Annotated in this window: 20 protein-coding genes and 3 pseudogenes; 10 read left to right on the forward strand and 13 right to left on the reverse strand. The window is 57.5% G+C overall.

The genetic code is table 11. The annotated features are described in order from the left end of the window. Positions 1-25: 25 nt before the first annotated feature. Positions 26-862 carry an alpha/beta fold hydrolase gene (locus FFM53_RS28560; RefSeq protein WP_425504968.1) on the forward strand — a complete coding sequence of 279 codons (837 nt, stop codon included), beginning with the start codon at positions 26-28 and terminating at the stop codon, positions 860-862. Between the two features lie 130 nt (positions 863-992). Here FFM53_RS28560 and FFM53_RS28565 read toward each other — a convergent pair whose 3' ends face one another. After that, complete coding sequence (locus tag FFM53_RS28565) at positions 993-1,721, reverse strand: helix-turn-helix transcriptional regulator (protein ID WP_246413245.1); 729 nt, start codon at positions 1,719-1,721, stop codon at positions 993-995. Here FFM53_RS28565 and FFM53_RS36570 point away from each other — a divergent pair. Both FFM53_RS36570 and FFM53_RS28570 read left to right on the forward strand, forming a co-directional pair. Continuing rightward, the gene (locus FFM53_RS36570; protein WP_246413247.1) at positions 1,695-2,180 is read left to right on the forward strand and encodes a hypothetical protein; all 486 of its coding nucleotides are present in this window, start codon (positions 1,695-1,697) and stop codon (positions 2,178-2,180) included. The two genes, FFM53_RS28565 and FFM53_RS36570, sit on opposite strands and share 27 nt — an antisense overlap. Positions 2,181-2,185: 5 nt before the next feature. Beyond that, positions 2,186-3,019: an AraC family transcriptional regulator gene (locus FFM53_RS28570; RefSeq protein WP_138390823.1), complete on the forward strand. Its 834-nt coding sequence runs from the start codon at positions 2,186-2,188 to the stop codon at positions 3,017-3,019. Positions 3,020-3,114: 95 nt separating this feature from the next. On the opposite strand, the gene FFM53_RS28575 is transcribed toward FFM53_RS28570, so the two are convergent. From FFM53_RS28575 to FFM53_RS28590, 4 genes are all read right to left on the reverse strand, one after another. Next, positions 3,115-3,408 (reverse strand): type II toxin-antitoxin system RelE/ParE family toxin, encoded by a 294-nt coding sequence (locus tag FFM53_RS28575; RefSeq protein ID WP_138390748.1) that lies wholly within the window; start codon positions 3,406-3,408, stop codon positions 3,115-3,117. Further along, complete coding sequence (locus FFM53_RS28580) at positions 3,405-3,647, reverse strand: type II toxin-antitoxin system ParD family antitoxin (protein ID WP_028739446.1); 243 nt, start codon at positions 3,645-3,647, stop codon at positions 3,405-3,407. The genes FFM53_RS28575 and FFM53_RS28580 overlap by 4 nt, the downstream gene beginning before the upstream one ends. A gap of 850 nt (positions 3,648-4,497) precedes the next feature. After that, the gene (locus FFM53_RS28585; protein ID WP_138390747.1) at positions 4,498-5,526 is read right to left on the reverse strand and encodes an extracellular catalytic domain type 1 short-chain-length polyhydroxyalkanoate depolymerase; all 1,029 of its coding nucleotides are present in this window, start codon (positions 5,524-5,526) and stop codon (positions 4,498-4,500) included. Next, positions 5,523-5,978, reverse strand: a complete 456-nt coding sequence (locus FFM53_RS28590) for an NUDIX hydrolase (RefSeq protein WP_138390746.1) — start codon at positions 5,976-5,978, stop codon at positions 5,523-5,525. Before FFM53_RS28590 ends, FFM53_RS28585 begins: the two co-directional genes overlap by 4 nt. Before the next feature lie 128 nt (positions 5,979-6,106). Between FFM53_RS28590 and FFM53_RS28595 the strand changes: the two genes are divergently transcribed. Together FFM53_RS28595 and FFM53_RS28600 are read left to right on the forward strand one after the other, a co-directional pair. Beyond that, positions 6,107-7,570: a CYTH and CHAD domain-containing protein gene (locus tag FFM53_RS28595; protein ID WP_138390745.1), complete on the forward strand. Its 1,464-nt coding sequence runs from the start codon at positions 6,107-6,109 to the stop codon at positions 7,568-7,570. An 84-nt stretch (positions 7,571-7,654) separates the two neighbouring features. Then, positions 7,655-8,110, forward strand: coding sequence for an NUDIX hydrolase (locus FFM53_RS28600; protein ID WP_138331109.1), 456 nt, complete (start codon positions 7,655-7,657; stop codon positions 8,108-8,110). An 82-nt stretch (positions 8,111-8,192) separates the two neighbouring features. Here the strand turns inward: FFM53_RS28600 and FFM53_RS28605 are convergent. After that, positions 8,193-8,318, reverse strand: a pseudogene (locus FFM53_RS28605) (DUF3606 domain-containing protein); the annotation flags it as partial. A gap of 165 nt (positions 8,319-8,483) precedes the next feature. On the opposite strand from FFM53_RS28605, the gene FFM53_RS28610 reads away from it, so the two are divergent. From FFM53_RS28610 to FFM53_RS28620, 3 genes are all read left to right on the forward strand, one after another. Further along, entirely contained in the window at positions 8,484-8,954 is a 471-nt protein-coding gene (locus FFM53_RS28610; RefSeq protein WP_138390744.1) for a transposase, read from the forward strand. Between the two features lie 277 nt (positions 8,955-9,231). After that, positions 9,232-9,828, forward strand: a complete 597-nt coding sequence (locus FFM53_RS28615) for a hypothetical protein (protein WP_138390743.1) — start codon at positions 9,232-9,234, stop codon at positions 9,826-9,828. 498 nt (positions 9,829-10,326) lie between these two features. Next, positions 10,327-10,593 (forward strand): DUF982 domain-containing protein, encoded by a 267-nt coding sequence (locus FFM53_RS28620; protein WP_138331106.1) that lies wholly within the window; start codon positions 10,327-10,329, stop codon positions 10,591-10,593. Positions 10,594-10,780: 187 nt separating this feature from the next. On the opposite strand, the gene FFM53_RS28625 is transcribed toward FFM53_RS28620, so the two are convergent. From FFM53_RS28625 to FFM53_RS28655, 7 genes and pseudogenes are all read right to left on the reverse strand, one after another. After that, on the reverse strand, positions 10,781-11,383 hold the full coding sequence (locus tag FFM53_RS28625) for a hypothetical protein (RefSeq protein ID WP_138331105.1): 603 nt from the start codon (positions 11,381-11,383) through the stop codon (positions 10,781-10,783). 145 nt (positions 11,384-11,528) lie between these two features. Beyond that, positions 11,529-11,969, reverse strand: coding sequence for a SyrB-like regulator (locus tag FFM53_RS28630; RefSeq protein ID WP_138390742.1), 441 nt, complete (start codon positions 11,967-11,969; stop codon positions 11,529-11,531). Between the two features lie 284 nt (positions 11,970-12,253). Continuing rightward, positions 12,254-13,015: a metallophosphoesterase gene (locus FFM53_RS28635; protein ID WP_138390741.1), complete on the reverse strand. Its 762-nt coding sequence runs from the start codon at positions 13,013-13,015 to the stop codon at positions 12,254-12,256. A gap of 431 nt (positions 13,016-13,446) precedes the next feature. Beyond that, complete coding sequence (locus FFM53_RS28640) at positions 13,447-14,724, reverse strand: MFS transporter (protein WP_425504961.1); 1,278 nt, start codon at positions 14,722-14,724, stop codon at positions 13,447-13,449. A gap of 375 nt (positions 14,725-15,099) precedes the next feature. Further along, positions 15,100-15,413 (reverse strand): annotated as a pseudogene (locus FFM53_RS28645) (SDR family oxidoreductase); the annotation flags it as partial. Further along, positions 15,407-16,095, reverse strand: a pseudogene (locus tag FFM53_RS28650) (DUF1194 domain-containing protein). The pseudogenes FFM53_RS28645 and FFM53_RS28650, both read right to left, overlap by 7 nt. Before the next feature lie 8 nt (positions 16,096-16,103). Then, positions 16,104-16,409 carry an exonuclease/endonuclease/phosphatase family protein gene (locus tag FFM53_RS28655; protein ID WP_138390740.1) on the reverse strand — a complete coding sequence of 102 codons (306 nt, stop codon included), beginning with the start codon at positions 16,407-16,409 and terminating at the stop codon, positions 16,104-16,106. Between the two features lie 902 nt (positions 16,410-17,311). Between FFM53_RS28655 and FFM53_RS28660 the strand changes: the two genes are divergently transcribed. Further along, entirely contained in the window at positions 17,312-17,773 is a 462-nt protein-coding gene (locus tag FFM53_RS28660) for a mobile mystery protein A (RefSeq protein ID WP_138390739.1), read from the forward strand. Then, on the forward strand, positions 17,770-18,366 hold the full coding sequence (locus tag FFM53_RS28665) for a mobile mystery protein B (RefSeq protein ID WP_138390738.1): 597 nt from the start codon (positions 17,770-17,772) through the stop codon (positions 18,364-18,366). The genes FFM53_RS28660 and FFM53_RS28665 overlap by 4 nt, the downstream gene beginning before the upstream one ends. Positions 18,367-18,414: the final 48 nt, after the last annotated feature.

Raw genomic sequence — 18,414 nt, forward strand, 5'->3', positions numbered from 1 at the left:
CACCTCAGCCAAAGGAGATAATACAATGGGCTACATCACCACCAAGGACGGCGTCGAAATCTTCTACAAGGATTGGGGTCCGAAGGATGCCCAGCCGATCGTCTTTCACCATGGCTGGCCGCTCTCCTCGGACGATTGGGATGCGCAGATGCTGTTCTTCCTGGCAAAGGGCTTCCGCGTCGTCGCCCACGACCGTCGTGGTCACGGTCGTTCGGCACAGGTTTCTGAAGGTCACGACATGGACCACTATGCCGCCGATGCCTTCGCCGTGGCCGAAGCGCTCGACCTGAAGAACGCCGTTCATATCGGCCATTCAACCGGCGGCGGGGAAGTTGCTCGCTATGTGGCAAAATACGGCCAGCCGGCCGGCCGCGTCGCCAAGGCCGTTCTGGTTTCAGCCGTTCCGCCGCTCATGCTCAAGACCGAGACAAATCCGGGCGGCTTGCCGATGGAAGTGTTCGACGGCATCCGCAAGGGCGTCGCCGGAAACCGCGCGCAGCTGTTCATCGACTTCCCCACCGGTCCGTTCTATGGCTTCAACCGGTCCGACGCGAAGGTCTACCCGGCCGTCATCCAGAATTGGTGGCGGCAGGGCATGATGGGCAGCGCCAAGGCCCATTACGATGGAATCAAGGCCTTTTCCGAAACCGACCAGACGGAAGACCTGAAGGCGATCACCGTTCCGACCCTCGTCATGCATGGCGATGACGATCAGGTCGTGCCCATCGACAACGCTGGCAAGCTCTCCGTCAAGCTAGTGCAAAATGGCACCCTGAAGGTCTATCAGGGTTATCCGCACGGCATGCTGACAACGCATGCCGACGTCCTGAACGCCGACCTCTTGGCATTTATTCAGGCTTAATTGGACTGTCCGGGTGGGGCCGTTTTCGCCGCATCCGGATCCGGCCGCACAAGCTCGACCCATATTGCCATCACCCCGAGTTTACTTTTCTGAAGCTCAGCTCAAGAGCAGTGCTGCTCGATGGCTTTTTTCAGTGCCGGTTGCGCAAGCGCCACGCAGCCGGAGGCACTCCCTCGGCCCTCGTGAAGGTTGCGACGAATTCATTTTCATCCGGAAACCCGCACTCTTCAGCGATCCGGGCGATAGTTTCACCGGTTCTGCTCAGTTGCGATTGGGCTCTGCTCATTCGATACGACGCAATCCATTCCGAAACAGACTGCCCGGTCGTGCTCAAAAATCCGGAACAGAGCTCATCGACTGAAAACCCGCACGCTTCGGCGATCTTATCGACCGGTGTGCCGCCCGATAGGTTCGCAGCTATGTACGCCTTGATGCGCTTTTCCTGCAGCGCCGACAACTGACCGGTGCCCGAAAGGTGCTGGATGGGGGACCGTCCGTAACGATGCGCAAGATGGGCGCTTAACGCTAATCCGATATGAGGAAGCACTGTGTCCCTTACCTCGTCCGGCATGTCGAACATCGGCATCAGCGCACCGCCGATATTGCGGACCACCTGATCGTTGATCCCGCGGCAGGTTGTGAGGTCATCAATACGTGGCTCGCCTGCCTCCTCCGCGAGCTCGATAAAAAGCGCGCTTGGGATATGAAACGCGAGTGCTTCGAAGCGGCCGCTAACCGAAATTGCGGCGCCATTCCTCAGACTGATGAGACACATAGAACCTCTGGAATAGGTCTTCAGGGGCGTCCGTGCTCCGTCCGGCAGGATGTCGCAATGATCAACGTCAACGAGATAGAGCATGACCAGAAAAGCGTCATCAGCTGGCAGGAAGATTGTATGTTCGCCATTGTCATAGGAGTGCTCGAGATGGACGACAGCGAGCTTGGCTTCGCAAAGAGGCCTGATTGCCAGCGCCCTTGCGGCATTAATCCCAAAACACGCCGCAATTCTCTCACTGACCGTCAACGCTTCACTCACATGTGTCTCGATCATCCTGGCTGGGAACTGTATAGCCGTCCCGACGAGATGCTGCGCTTCAATTTTCCTACACAGATTTCAAACGGCAATATTGAACAAAAGGATCCTCGCGGGGCCGATTTAACAAATTGTCGCGAGGCAAGCTTAGCGTGGGAAAGCTACCAAGCCGGCAGGTCCCGTGTTCGAGTGTCTAAAAATGAAAGAAGTGCGTCATGGTCCAAGCTCTCCCCCTCCGCCACCAATCCACTGGAAACTCGACCGACGGGTTCGGGTGCTCGTTGAAGCAGTTGTCGATCAACCAAAGCCTACCTGGTTCAGACATCGATATCTTTCGAAAGGCGACAGTCAACACTAAACTCGATCAGGTCATGACACCGGCAAGCGATCGGGGGTTTGTCGTCGGGGTTTCCTCTCTCGGTGGCCACACGCGGCGCATCTTCCACAAACATCATGCGACCACCCACGAATTTACCGAGAACTCGATCTATATTCGCGATTTCTCGGACGCCTACAAGGCGGATCTCCGCGGTCCTTTCGATTTCGTGTTGTTTGAAATTTCGCCAGCGTCCCTCGGCAAAATTGCCGATGATGCTGAAATGCCCGGCGTGACGTCGCTGTCAGTTGAAACCGCGTCAAAAGATATTGTGCTTGCCAATCTCGCTCGGGCGCTGATCCCGGCACTCGAAAAGCCAGACGAAGCCAACGCGCTGTTCGTCGAGCAAATGACAACGGCCATCGGAACCTACCTGGTCCAGCGTTATGGCGGCCGGCCAACGGTAGCCTCTGATAGGTCGGGTAGCCTTTCGCGGACGCATGAGGATCTGGCGAAAGGTTTGCTTCTTGAGAACCTCGACGGCAACGTGTCAATTTCCGAAGTCGCGCAGATGTGCAATCTGTCGCGCGGCTATTTCATTCGCGCTTTTCGTGAGACGACCGGTATGACGCCCTATCAATGGGTTCTTCGTGAGCGAATAGACCGCGCCCGCAACCTCCTGCGGACCTCAAAGACTCCACTCGCCGAAGTGGCCATCGCCTGCGGCTTCGCGGACCAAAGCCATTTCACGCGCGTCTTTGCAAGTATCGTCGGCACCACGCCTGGCAATTGGCGGCGCAACACCTGATCCAGACGAGCCCTCTTGGAGATTTTCGAACCGGAAGCTCTTGACCAGATTCGAACCTGAGACACACCAAATCCCACAGCTCCATCCGAGGTGCGCTAAATTGATTCACTTGCCCAATCTTCATGCGCGTGGCGAATTCGTATTACAAAAATTGTCTCATCATCTTCGATCCGATAAACGATTAGATGCGCTTTGAAGGGATGAATTCTAACGGGCGGATCAATCTCATCCCGTTCGCGCGCGATGCGCGGATTGACAGCTATCAGATCAAATAATGCGAAAAGTTCATCGTGGCATCGGTTTGCCTGGCCGGCCCCGAACATGCGGACACCTTGCTCGGCGATCGCAATAATGTCCTCTTCCGCTTCGGCAGAAAGCTTAAAACTCATGACTTGCTGGCACGAGCCATCGCTTCAGCAAAGAGTTCATCCTTTGATCGGATGCCGACACCACTTTGGAGCCCGGCCTCGACGAAGCTTTGCATGGCGGCGATCTTGTCGTTTCGCGTCTGGTCGCGTCGGATCAGGTCGCGCACGTAGTCGCTAGCATTCGAATATCGCCCGGTCCTGGCCTGGGCCTCCACCCAATCCTTCATCGGGCCTGGAAGAGATACGTTCATCGTGGCCATTGATAACCTCCATTTGAAGTCAACATAACCGATTTTGGCAAAGTTTGTCAAAGGCTAGAACGCCTTTGATGAGATGCGGACCACTTCATCTCGATAGCATAACCTTCAACGACTTAGCGACGCGTCGAGGCATATGGCGATTTACGGAACCAAGCACTTTTCCGCTATGGCACGTCACTATGCGGCTGCAGCATGATCGCGCCTTTCGGTAGCAAATCTCAGACGGGGCGCGAACGACGCTGGAGCGTAGCACCACAATGTAACAACATGATCACCCGCCGTCATGAGGGCACAAGCGCCCCTCTGTGGCGGAACGAAGCACGTAGCAGCACGGATGCGATTTGCACGAACAGTCCGTGTACGAGCTTGGACATTGAACGCGAGCGCCGCTTCCTCACTTCGTTTGTTCAACTCGACAAAATCTCCGGACACCTTGATAGTGATCGTCGCCCGCGGGACTCCGCCAGGGCCCAGAAGGCTGCCTCGAACTCCCCTCGACGCCGGGCTGGACAAGGCCCTTCTTAAGGCCGTCGTGTAGCCGTCGCCCTCGGCACGGAAGGCCATAGTTAAATCATCTCGCCTTCGGACGTCCAGCTGTAGGGCGCCATGCGCGTTTGATAACCTGCGGAACTAAACAACGCCTGTCGTCTACATCGCCCCAACCTCTAGGTACTGAGAGATTCGAGCATGTGGTTTCGGAAGTCCCATCGGACATGTCTGATTCCGTGGACTTTGGATTCCGATCGGCACATCGTTGCCAATGCGGCATCAAAACGGGGAGAGGGCCGCAGGTCAATGACCTTGCGTTAACGGGAATAGACAAAATTTGGCCTCGCCACAGCGTTTTCGACTATGGCATAGGTCTCTTCAAGCCCCATAGTCGCAGCAATTCTGCTGGAGCCGATATCTCTGCGGCAAAGACGTAAGGGTCTTCAGATCGTCTCGACTTCGTAGCGTCCCGCATTTTGATTGGAAGCCCGTGCCCCATGTTCCTGACCGAATAGAAGGCCAGCTTCAGACCGTCTGCGGCCCGCCACGATTGCAATCTGCCCCACGGTTTTTCCTCCGCACGTCCGCTGCTTTCGTCGATGCCCTGGACTTCGAGCCACTGTGCTATGCATGCGCTCGCGTTGACCGGGTTCACAGTCCTATCGTCCATGCCCTGCCAGATCGTTACCGCGGGCCACGTCTTGACCTCGGAAGAGATCTTCGTAACGGCTCGGCCCCAGCCGCCGGACGGCGGCGTCACGCCCGACTTCATTGCTCGTAACGCGGACATCGCATCTCGGGCCGATCCGACGGGCATGCCGGCAATAATCGCGGCGCCTGCGAACAATGGAGGATAGTTGGCAACGAGCGCGGCCGTCATCGCCCCGCCTGCAGACAGTCCTGCGATAAAGATCCTCGAGCGGTCGATGCGATGTTTTTCGCAAGTATGTTCGATCATCTGCTTGATGGAGAGCATCTCTCCACGGTCTCTGGCGACGGCGCTTGGGCGGAACCAGTTGAAGCATCGTTGCGAATTATTGGCGCTTCTCTGCTCAGGATAAAGGAGAACGAAGCCGCGGTCTTTTGCGAGTTTGGAGAAGCCAGCGGCACTATCCAGGCTTTCGGGTGTTTGTCGGCAGCCATGAAGCACGACCACAAGTGCGGGGTTTTTCGGCAGCCGCGCTGTCGGCACGAAGGTTTTCATGATTAGGCGGCCGGGATTGGTTCCAAATGCGGTCGTCTCGACCAGAGTCGGTTTCCCGGCACGGAGTGTCGGCGTCGCGCGTTTCGCCTTGTTTCGCGGCGCCTTGAGGGCCTTCTCGATCAGCCTGCTGAATTTCTTCTGGGATTTGAGGACCCGGGCTAGCGATTTGCCGAAACCGACTTTCATACGCCCACGCACTCGAGCTGCGACAACAGCATCCGCAAGCCCGGCTGCGCTGCTTCCCGCAGCGCGGTTTCCAAGGGGAACCATCGCGTCTTTCGGACATCCTTCTCCGGAAACTTGTCCGCGATCTTCGACACCTGGAGGAGATGCACGGCCACGTGGTACCGGTTGGAACTCGTGTCCTTCCGATAAGAAAACGTACCGAACACGGTCTTGTCGACGATGCCTGCGACCCCGGCCTCCTCGAACGCCTCTCTCAGCGCCGCGGCGCTGCTGACCTCACCACCTTCGACGTGCCCCTTCGGAATGCCCCATCGACCGTTCCGTCGGCTGCCTACAAAAAGGATTTCAACTCCACCGTTTTCGTTCCGACGGTAGCACAGAGCACCAGCCTGCGCGACATCGCGACCAGACATGGTTTTCGTAAGTTCGGTCTGGGCGTTTTCGTCGAGCATCGTCCGCCTCCGGTTTCGAAGCCCGCGCAAGCTAGCTGGGCGACGTTCGAGAGTCCAGTTTGCTTCATCACGTCGTGACGCGACCGAACTATGACAGGACCTCCAGCGTTGATGAGCGTCCAATCAGAATGGAGCCTGCCTTGCCAACAGAAATCGAAATCAAGCTCGACCTCTCTAACGAAGCCCTTGAGAGCCTTTTGGGTTCCGATCTTCTCGGAGAGCCTGACGACGCACTGCAGCAGTCATCGACCTACTTCGAGACGGATGATCGTCGGCTGTCGCAGAAGGGGTTCTCTCTGCGCATCCGCTCTACCGGCTCTTCCCACGTCCAGACTGTGAAGGCATCCGGGCCGGCGAAATCGCTGTTTGTCCGTTCGGAATGGGAGACTCCCATTGAAGGCAAGGAACCCGTCCTCGACCATACGAGCCCTCTCATGAGAGAGTTCGGACCGGAACTTGAGGTGGAAGCCGCTTTCACCTTGTTCATTGAGCGCAGCATCTGGAACATCGAGTTGAACGGCTCTCGGCTGGAGGTGGTCGTCGATCGGGGAGACGCAGTGTCTGGCAACAGGCGCTCGCCTGTTCAGGAAATCGAGGTCGAACTGAAGGACGGGGATCCGAAAGACCTGTTCGTCTTCATTCGCAAGATCGACGCGATCGCACCTTTCCGGTTCGGCATTCAGTCCAAGTCCGAACGGGGTCTCGCGCTTCTGGACAGGCTGCAATTCATGTCCAAGGCAGAGCGCCTCGATCTCGAGCGAAACATCAAGGCATCTGCCGCCTTTCGAGAGATCGCCACGTCCTGCTTTCGGCAGTTCCGTCTCAACGAAGAGATCCTTCTCCAGCGACGAAATTCCGAAGCCCTTCATCAGGCGCGGGTAGCCCTGCGGCGTCTCCGCTCTGCGTTCTCCCTGTTCAGGCCGCTCCTGATGGGCGACGAGCCGAAAAGGATCCAAGAGGAACTTCGCTGGCTCGCTGGCGTCCTGGGCGAAGCGCGTAATCTCGACGTCCTGCTGATGAAAGCGAAGGACTCCGACCTTAGGGCCAAGCTCAAGGATGCCCGCAACAAGGCCTACGGAGACGCTGTCGAGGCTCTAGAATCGGCGAGAGGGCGCGCGCTGATGCTCGATTTCAACGAGTGGCTTCAATGTGACACCGATCGCGCCGGCGGCGGTGGCGCAACTTCTGAGGACCCGCCAGCTTCGGAGTTTGCCGCGAAGGCCCTCGAGAGGATGCGTAAGAAGCTAAAAAAGCATGGCAGTGCGCTGGCAGAGACCGACGACGAGCATCGTCACCAGGTTCGCAAGGACGCCAAAAAGCTTCGCTACGCGGCCGAGTTCTTCGGATCGCTGTTCGCCGACAAGCGCGGCGCCCGTCGGTACCGGAAATTCATCGTAGCGATGGAGGCGCTGCAGGACCATCTTGGAGCACTGAACGATCTGGCAACCGGACCGGACGTGCTTGAGCAGCATGGACTGGCCGACCACCCTGCTCGAGATTCTGTCGTTTCCCACGAGGACAAGAATACGTTGATCCGCATGGCGCAGTCCTCAGTAGATGAGGTCATCGACACGAAGCGCTTCTGGCGCTGACATGAGGACGCCATGAACCTTAAGCGAAGGAACCTCGGTCTAGCAGGCACGGTCGAGAACGTCGATGAACATCGAGCAGACACGATGAATGAGATTGACGTCTATCCGAAGCCGATCCAGCAGTATGGTGCATTGTGTTTCCGAAACACACCCAAGGGGCCACAGGTGCTTCTCATCACGACGCGGGAGACGAGACGTTGGATGATCCCGAAGGGCTGGCCGATATCAGGTTTGAAGCCGCGCAAGGTGGCAGAACGTGAGGCCTGGGAGGAAGCTGGCGTGATCGGGAGGGCGAAGAAGAAGCCCTTCGGCGAGTTCCTCTATGACAAGCTGATGCAGGACGGAAGTGGAGCGCGACCGGTCGTTGCCGTCTTCCTACTGGAGGTCCGCCGTAGCCGAAAGCGCTTTCCAGAAATGGCGGAGCGAGATTCCGTGTGGCTGACGCCGTTTGAGGCCGCCCGCCGCGTAGAGGAGCCGGACCTTGAGCGCCTGCTGCTGAAGTTCGGACGAATGGTCGAGCGCGGGGGACGACTTCCCTAGCTCGACGGTCGCGGATTTTCGATCTCGGGAATTCCGGTTCCGCCTTTCGTCAGCCACGAGTTCCTGGAATGTGAACTTGTCTCTACTTCTCCAAGCTAGCTTCGACCTTCTTGCGGCTGTTGCCGACTTTTTTAACAGTCTCCTTGACCTTCGACGTCGAGACCCGCTCTTTTTCCGCCTCGTACCGGACCTCGTGATCCTGTCCTCCTTATAAGTTCTCGAAGGCGATCTGATAGCAAGAGGCAGGCGCACGTCATCGCAAGCCTTCTCTTCGGCGCAATCCCCGATCTATCCGCAAATTTGGAGATTGGTGTTAGTGTTGACTCTGGAGATCACTCAGCCGAAAACAGGCCGTGGCTTAAGAGGAATACCGATGGCTGACGAGAACAACATAGGACCGGCTGCTGTAATCGAGGCAACGGACGCGGACGCAAAAACACCTGCTGCCAAGAAGCAGAAGCCGCCACAGCGCCAGAAGACAACCTTCGAACCGGCGCAATCTGCATCAAATGCAACTGCTGCAAAGTCACAGGCCACTAAGCGAAGGTCCTACAGCGAGCAAGAAAAAACCGGCAAGCTCAAGCTGATCGAGACGCAAGTCACCGAGGGCAAAAGCACCCTCAAGGACGCGATCAAGAAGGTCGGCATTTCCGAACAAACCTACTATAATTGGAAACGGACTGGGATGCCTGTTGTTCACAGGAACGAGAAGCCTGTTCCGGCCGGTGATGAGCTGGCGGATCTTGTGCAGCTCGAAAAAGAGAACCAGAGGCTTCGCAAGCTTCTGGCGGAAAAATTGCGTTCGGAAAACTCGCAGCTGCGCAAGAGGCTCGGACTGAGCTAAGAATCGGCCACCCAGGCGGTCATTTTTTCCATTGGATCCGAACGGCTTCCACCCCAATCCCGGTGTTTAAGGCCAACGACTGCGCGAAATTCTTCCGCTGGCCCGCTCCTCAAAAAGCCCGTGTACTCCGTACGGTATTGTTGGTGCGAAGTATCGTCGCTATCTCGCGCGGTGGCTAGTTGAAGCGCGCTGCGAGGCAATATATGGGTCCGGGGGCGGGAACGAAGTGGCGCCGGTTGGTGCTGGCTGCACGCGATTTACTTGAGGTTGAAACCGGATGAAAACGCCACAACGGAAATTCATTGTCGAATTCAAATCGGGTCGACGACCCACGAAGGGGCAAACAAACTCAATTTGGGGTGACACTGATCTCAAGGCTTTTAATCGAGAAGTGGAAGATAAGGCGCCACATCCATTCAATTCAAATGCGGCACATGGTCTGCCTGACGAAGCCGGAGACATGGCATCTGATGCGATGAATTCGGGTTCCGCTCGCAAACACCCAGGCGAGGCCAATGTTGCACAAACTTTGATATCATCAAGCGACGGCGCAAAGGTCGACGTGCCAAAGCAACATGCGACTACCGTTCCGACTGCCAAAGTTGTTGCGCAGGTGCAGGAGAGCCAGACGGTTTTCCAGCCCGAGAGAATATCAAACGGCACTCTTCGAAAGCGTGTTAGGCGCGGCCCCGTTTCGACGGGGAAGAGCAAGCCCCGAAGCACGAAATCCGTGACTGCTCGGGTTGCGGTTTCCTTCGAGGAAGTAACTGCCCTCGATGCAGAAAACAAGCGGCTCAAGAGGCTACTGGCAGAACAGCTTCTTGCACAGAACTTGCAGCTCACGAAGATGCTTGAGCGCTTTGATGTCGCGTAAAACTGCCCCGGAAAATGGCCGTCGCGCCAGATCCGAGCCTGATCGGCAATGAGGGTCGAGTGCTCGCCTGATGAGGGGACACCCTGCCGCGTCATCGACGATGTCTCTTAGGCGGCTTCGCCTCAAACGTACACGGTCCGCTTTTGCGTAAGACCTCGACAGGGTTTCCAGGAAAACCCTCGCAATGCGTCGACAGAGGATTGATTCGCAAGTCCGTTTGTGAATTCGCGCACTAACGCGCGATGATAGCCGTGGGGCTATCATGTAGAGCCGCCGCCGCGGGGGGCTTCCGTCTGGATTTCGTCGAGCCTTCGCGCGAACAGGCACCGCGTGCTGCGGTTGGTTTGTCGCAGATCGAATTTCAATAGTCATCTCGGCTGTGCCGCCGGTTCTCGGGACCTCGTTCATCGGTCACACAATCTTCAATTCCAAATTTTAAAGCATGCTCATATATTGCGGCAGGGATTGCAGCGTCAGTACCTTGAGGGGTCGAGCACAATGTGCTGGAATACATCGTCGGCATTTGCGCCGGTCGGGCTAGCTCTGCACGGTCCGGCAACGCACAAGATCGTACGCACGCTCGGCGACGCAGCGCATATCCTGATTAAGGATTGGCCATCCGATGAGGGCGAAGAATATGTCGCCGCCGTAAAAGCCTGTGTCGATGCAATTAGCGGGCAGATTGCTCCGGAACAATTCCGGGAAGCGCTTTTGCGTGCGGCCGATGAAGCGGGTATCGCTGCTCTAACTGTCGTTCGCCGATGACCACCAGTAGGAAAGCGGCGGCACAGTCTCAGCTGCCGTTGCCCCCGGATCTAAGCAGCGAATGCCGCCAACGACAGTTTATATCTAAGGAGACGGATTGAAGCAGAGGATCGTCTCAGAAGCTGGCGTCAATGTCGACCTCCGCTTGTCCGCCAACCGGTTCGTCCAAGCCCCGCCAGGAGCAGGCTCACGATCGGTCGAATCGCTCGAGCATCTTTTCAAGCTGAACATTCTGCAAATGCAGCTTTTGCGCTAACTGACCTCTTAGTTGCCTGATCTCCTCGTCCACGCTTGCCACCTCATCGAAGAAGCTTTCACGAGAGGACGAGGATTGAGCACCTTGATCGCTATTTGCGACGTCAGTGCTCTCCGAACCCCTATCGGTTCGGGTTTTCTTCGCGCGTCCTTGCCGCCCTGAGGGTGGTGTTCGCGGAGACATTTTGCTTGTCTTGCCTTCCGGCGCAAACCTATGCGCATCAGTACCGGATCGACTGACCGCATGATCTGCCGGCGTCTGGACCTCTTCAACATCGACTGGCGGCGAGACTGCTCGGGCGACGCCGGGATCGCCGTCGGCTTCATTTGAAGTCGTCCTCGCCACGAGATCAACAGTTGCGTTCTCATCGTGGTCCCGACGACCAGATGCTTCCGTTGAGTCTGACGAAAGCGCCGACGTTTGCCCCGCGCCGCTTTCGCTCGCTTCGGTATCGGCACCAACGCCACTCTCTCGTGCTTCCACCGGCCGTCTTCGCGACGTCAACTGAGCAAGGAATTTCCATGGTGATTTCATAATGCTTCAACCTCGAGCAATCTGCACCACGACGTTGCCGCAGCTTTAGATCCGGGCTCGTGACGTGAGCCCGGCGAATTTCTCTGCTACCGAAGATGTAGTGGCTGAGGTCGATCTCGCAACCGCCTCCGCTATTTATGGTCGATCAATCGAGCGCGAGCCGCTTGCGCAGGTCGGCATTTTCCGCGCGAAGCTTATCTGCCAGGGTTTTGCGGAGCCTTTTATTCTCTTCTTCGAGCTGAATAAGATCTGCCATCTCATCCATAGACGAAACAGGCGCGCTCACGGTCGGCTCGGTTTGTTTCGGCGCCCTCTTCCTTCCGGTTTGCTTGACGGCGTCCTTCCCAGTGCTCTTGCTCGTGACTTGCGTTTCCCCCGCCGTCAGCTTCGCTTCCCCGGTTTGCTCGCCACGCGTCCTGCGACCGCTCGGCACCTTTGCCGTCTTCGCAAGAGATGCGGCTGCCGTTGCTTCGGCGGCTGCCTTCTGGCGTCGCGGTGCGCGCTGCTTTTTAGGCGCCGGCAATTTCGCCGTCACATCCGTCTCTGCAACCTCGGACTTGAGCCCCGTATCGTTCTCGTCAGCCATCAATCGTCTCCCTCTAACGGCAAGAGTTCTTTTCGGCTGAGTGAAAGGGGGAGTCAACATGAACGCTAAAGATAGCTCGCCGTTTTGAAACGCAGCTCTACTGCTCATATATATATGTATATATCAGGATCGGCGAAGAAGCGGAAGCACTCTCGCTCGCTTTGAAACGGTTCGAACCGCCGGCACGCCTTTATTATCTAAGTAGCCTTCTGATTTATCTGAGATACTGTGGCGTAACGCCCTACTATGGAAACCATTGAAACTCGATCTCCTTCTCTTGTCGATTAGTCGGGCCGCCACTCGCCGACCTGGATGGCACCGGTTGCGGTTAGTTCGGTGCATACGAAATGTGAAAGCTCATCGCGCCTGATTACGGCGGCGCTCAGCCGGCCAGTCCGATATGCTCCGGTATCCAAAGCTATGCGATTCGAGTAAACTTCGGGTCGCAGCGACTTCGTGATCGTGTGACCGTGCAAAACCACATGGCCAAAGACGTCCATGTGGTCGAGGAAGCCCGCCCTGATCCAGCGCAAGTCGTATTCGCTTTGATTTGCAAGCTGAACACCGGGACGTATTCCAGCGTGAACAAAGCAGAAGCGCCCGATCTCCTTGAATGTCAGCGCGTTTTCCAGCAAGTCCGCATGGTGGGGGAAGACGCGGCGGATATCTGCGGCGATGTTCTCGAAATCAGGCACCGGGCGATTGGAATATGCGCTCACCGTTGCGACGCCTCCCCAGTCCATCCAGTTGACGGCGTCCTCATGGGTGAGAGCGCCACGAAGGAGTTCACGCAGGTAAAAATCATGGTTGCCAAGGATCAGCCGAGAACCCGGATAAAGGTCGAGTGTCGAATAGACCTGATCGAGTACCTTTGGACTGTAAGGGCCGCGGTCGATCAGATCGCCTAGGAAGATCACGACCGGCTTGGATTGATGATCACTCGAGGCACCCGCGATGTATCCAAGCATGACCTCAAGAAGATCGGCGCGTCCATGGACGTCGGCAATGGCATAGATGTCGGAAGGTAAGCTCTCGGTTGTAGTCACTATTTCTTCCTGCAAGTAAACATAGTGTGCGACGGTTTCCCTGGTGCTTGCAAGATATCGAGACTTGGAGCGGCGGGGACGGGACCAGGGCCAAGCCTTGGTGGTGGCAGCTCCTATAGGCCATGTCGGCCATGACGCGCCATCAAAAGTGAATGTTGGCGTGAAATTTCCGACCTGTCTTAGCCTGATTTGGAATGTCGTGACAGGATCACGTCACGCGCTAATGCGGCCTACGCCAGCACTGGCTTATCTCACTCACGTTCCGCTTGTTCTGTCCGTCGCTGTGGCAGAGCCGAAGATAGTTTTTGCCCTGATCTGATCGCCACCAGGGCGTCTCTTCGCCCCACGAGAAGGCGCTCATCCCCTGATCTTTGGTTAGCGAGTTACGGGGTGAATCGAGAGGATTGTTGCGGGGCGAGAAATGCCCCTGTTCACGTCGCCAACGCCTGCTGCCTCCGCCGCAGCCTGGGCCATAGGATCAACCAGATCACCAAAGCAAGGTTGACGCAGTTCCAAAGAAAGCCATGCAGGAAAGCCAGGCGGTAAGAGCCGGTGGCATCGAAAATGTAACCAGCGGCTAAGCCCCCACAAGCCATGCCAAGTACGGTCGCCATCAACACCAGGCTAATCCGGATACCTGCCTCACGTGGCGGCAAATATTTACGAATAATCACGGCATACATCGGAACTATGCCGCCTTGGAATAGCCCGAACAGGCCGGAGATCACGTAGAGCGACGACTTGCTGTTGAAAAACAGATATAGCAGCAGCGCTGCCGCCTGCATTGAGGAACCGAGGATCAACATCGGCCCGGCACCGATCCGATCGGCGACCGCCCCGGACGCCAATCGGCTGACCACACCCAGTCCAAGCATCAAGGCGATGATCTGCGTGCCCACCGCCACACCGTAGCCGAGATCCCCGCAATATGCGACGATATGGACCTGCGGCATTGACATTGCCATGCAGCACGCAAAGCCCGCGACGACGAGGACGAGCTGCAACGCGTTCGGGCTTAGGCCCAATTCGTTGCGTGCTGCTTCGGTTGCGGCCTCGGCCTGGACATAGGTTCCGGTCTGTAGACGCCGCTTCAACAGCAGACCGATGGGCACCATCACCAGTGGGATGAAAATGCCGATTCCGACATGGGTTGCACGCCAGCCCTGGGTCGTCTGAAAATACTCGATAGCCATCGGCCAAACCGCCCCGGAAAGATAGCTGCCCGAGGCCGCAAAGGCGACTGCGAGGGCCCGGTGCTTGCTAAACCAAAGAGAGAGGTCGGATATCAGCGGCGCGAAGCCGGCAGCTGATCCAAGGCCGATTACCAGCGAGAAGGCTGCGAACTGCCAGATATTGGTGGTAAGGGCAGCCAGGATGTAGCCAATGCAAAGTAAGAACGCCCCAATCAGTACTGGCACGACGATGCCGACCCGATCGGCCAGACGCCCCATCACCACCCCGCCAAAGGCAAAGCCAAGCATCGTGCAGGTATAGGGAAGCGAGGCGCCGCCACGCACCGTGTCGAACTCGACTTGCAGGGTTGGAAGAAGCACTACGACAGACCAATTGCCGACGCAGGCAACGGTGCCAAGAATGAGCGTGAGTACTAGCCGCCACCAGGCATATCCAGAGTCGACGTCGCCAGAATCAGGCCCACCTGCCGCAGTCATCTTCTTCCGGTTGGGCAAGGCTTGATTCAGGTCTGTCATGTCTTTCCCTCGCGGCTCACAAGGCTCCTGCGTCCGCCATACTTCAGCTTTCCCGCCCTGTCTACGAAGAGTCCGGCAGCCCCTACCTCGAAGCGCGGCGAGGGTGTCCCGAATAGATGAGGATCAGGCGCTCGACATGAAAAATTCGCTGCGTTCTCCATCGAAGAAAGCTATCACGATGGATTCCTTAGTGAAAATTCCTGGCCTTCACCTTCAGCGTATCTATGTGTAGGTGCGGAACTTATCCTGAGCCCGATACTATGCCGAGCCCATTCCCTAAAGCCCGAGATTTCCGGTATTCCAGGATCGAAAGCTCGGCATAATTTGAACGCGTTGAAAGACCGGGTTCGGCTCGAAGCGGACCTTCCCGAAGAGTTAAAGCCCCGGCCACATGCCGCCGTCAAGCCGCAGGTTTGCACCCGTTATATAGCTGGCTCGCGGACTTACGAGGAAAGCGATGGCATCAGCGATTTCTCAAGCGTTGCAACCCTTCCCATAGGGACTTGGGCAAACATCGGCAGCACAATTTTCTCGATTTCGGTAAATGAAGCGTCTGAGGCAAGGCCTTGCCCGGCAGCGACCTTGCGGAAGCCTTCGTCTAACTTGTCGCTATGAATCGTTCCGGGCGATACCGTGTTCGCCGTAATGCCATCCATCGCGACCTCCTTCGCGAGGGAGGCCGCTAACGATTCAATTCCGGAAATGCCGGTTCGAGAAAGCTCGGATATCTCTCGCCGACCAAGCAATCCACCGGCGGTGCCATTGCGGCTGGCCGGGGAGCTGAGCCAGACGTGCTACCGCTTACTTCGAGGAGCAGTTTCCGGCGGACCGCGCTCGCAAAAACCTCCACCTCGTGCACGGGAATCATGAAGGAGCCAGGGCCGCCGATGACACATTCCGCATAATACTGGTCGAGCGGAACGGTAGAATTAGAGGGCCTGACAAGTATCACCAATCCGTTGATAACGATCCCGCGCGCCAGGGCATCGGCGCGAGCGCGCGCGAGCGGCGGCCCCGCGTTGTTGTGCCCATCACCCGAAAGATCGAGGATACGTCGCGCCCCAGAATAGGCATTGGACTCAATCGATTTCGCGCCGAAGAGGATTGCGCTCGAGACCGAGGTTCCGCGCCGTGTGCCGATCGGGCGGGTTTCGAGCCTGGCGGCGAAGGCTTCGGCATCCTTGGCGTTTTCGATCACCTGCCAGGCGACGACCGACGATTCGTTCACCTGCCCAGCCCATTCAAAATAGCCAAGGGCAATGCGTCCCAGGTAACCGCCGTTAACGGCGCTGATGAAATCCGGGTGTCGGAGCGCCTCCAAGTAGCCAGAACGCTGCACGTTCGCTCCCCCATGTCCATGGAGCCCGACATGTCGACTGCTAGCACGAGTCCATCGCGGCGCTAAGACGCAAACTGAGCGCGCCTCGCAACGACCAATCGGCCTTTCCATATTTCGTGCCATCCGGCTTGGACCTGATGAGATGGATCTCGTTCGTTTCGAGCTGTCGAAGCCGATCGATCCGGTAGATGATGCCAAGCAGATCGGCCTCGCGATCGACATTGACGCCGCTTTCGCTGATCACGAAACGCCAGCGCCCTCCGTTTTTCGCGGCTGCTTCCGTATAGGCTTTGAGGGCGTCGGCGCTTTCCACTTCCTGGAGGGCGAGCAAGTCGAAACTGCCCATCGCGGCGATCGTTTCGGCCACTTTTGACGGCTGCGTATCGGCGTCGGATTCAGTGTTGAACGTCGCGATCCGAAGAAATCGAAGAGCTCGCAAGAGAGCAGCAAAACGCCAAGTATGCAGGAAATCTCATCCTCGCCCCCGATGGCTAGTGTCTGAACGCGTTTTGTCTGCCCAATGTGACCTCTTAGCCGGCGGTCGATCTTCGGGCTGACCTGTCGCGGACTCCGCAATCTAATGAGGCCGCCGTCAGCCTTCGATCGATAAGTTCGATTCCATCGGGCTTCGATTTCAAGACAGCGAGACAGGCTGCAGGAATTCCGAGTCGCGTCGCAGCGACCGCCGCATAAGTCGGTCTTTACTGGCGGATTATTTTTCCGCTCTGGGGCATGACGCCGCCAATACAATCAACTCCATACAGAACGGTGGAAGTCGCGTTGGCAACGCGGCCGCCAACGATCTGTAAGAACAGTCGCGGCTATTCCAGTCCATGACTTTGCGGTCGCCAGCCCCACTCTCGCGCTGAGCCGTCCCTGCCAAACCAAAGTCGCTCCTCCCAACAATGAGCATACTAGGCAGGGGCGCGCTTCCGCGCCAGCGCCAGTTCGCGCACGGCTTTACCGGCTAAAAGGGCAGACGCAGGAAGGTTAGCAAAGCGACGCTCGCAACGAGCGGAACCCCGGCACCGACTGCCCCGGCAAGCCGTTCCGCTTGGGGCGGCACCTGGTGCCCCTCGCCTCACCTGCCCGGCCGCGCAGTGACCGTGCGATATCGACGATGTCATCGCGCGAAGCCTGATATTTTGAATTATAAATCATACTATAGGCTGATTTATGTCGATTGATAATCAGTCTGTATTCTGATACTTACTGTCTCAAGATCAGCTTACAGTCTGAGAGCAATGGATGAAGAGCGACAGTCGAAAGAGGGGGCGCCTGCGCCTCGATGAACGACTTCGAGCGCTCCAACCGATCGACCGGTTCAGGTCGCCGCCGAAGGGATGGGTGCGCGCGCTACGCGACGCGCTCGGAATGACGGGCGCGCAGCTCGGCACACGCATTGGCGTGCGACCTCAAACCGTAGAAGCCATCGAGAAGTCGGAAGCCGCGGGCACGATCCAACTTAACACCTTACGTCGTGCAGCTGAGGCGCTGGATTGCACGCTCGTCTACGCCCTCGTTCCAAACAGTTCACTTGAGACTGTCATCGAGGCGCGCGCGAGGAAAATCGCTACGCGCGAGCTTCAGCGCGTCGCGCATACGATGCGGCTCGAAGCTCAAGGCACGGACGAGGCAGACTTCGAATCCCGCGTCCAGGCATACATTCGCGATAGACTCTCCGAGCGCGACCTCTGGAACGAGACATGACGGACCTGTTTCAGGAGCCTGAGGACGCAACACCCCTTGAACCGCACGAGCGAGAGGGACTGCTTCAGACATGGATCACGCACCGCCGTGATCTCAACGAGGCGGAGCAGGAAAACATCGTCGAGGGAGCGGCCTGGTCGCGCGGTCGCCGGCGCGTATCGCTTGAGCGAATGCTCAGCGAGGACTTCATGCGAACACTGCACAAGCGGATGTTTGGCGAAGTCTGGGAATGGGCCGGCACCTTCCGAATGACGGAGCGCAACATCGGCGTCCAAGCCTACCGCATCGGAGTGGAGCTCGTGAGCCTGTTAAGCGACGTCCGCTATTGGGTTGAGCATGAGGCATTTCCGTCGGACGAGATCGCGGTCAGGTTCCACCATCGCCTAGTCGCAATACACCCGTTTCCGAATGGAAACGGCCGTCACGCTCGATTGGCGGCCGATCTTCTGATCGAATGCCTTGGCGGCGAGCGTTTCAGTTGGGGCGGCGGAACTCTGGCCAATGTCGGTGAACTGCGCACTCGCTACGTCGTGGCCCTTCGCGCAGCAGACAACCATGATATCGCGCCGCTGCTGGAATTCGCGCGCACCTGACAAGCGGCGTATCATTCGCCTTGAAGGGATCTGAACCGGCGGTGCCTT

Source organism: Rhizobium indicum, assembly GCF_005862305.2.
GTDB lineage: Bacteria > Pseudomonadota > Alphaproteobacteria > Rhizobiales > Rhizobiaceae > Rhizobium > Rhizobium indicum.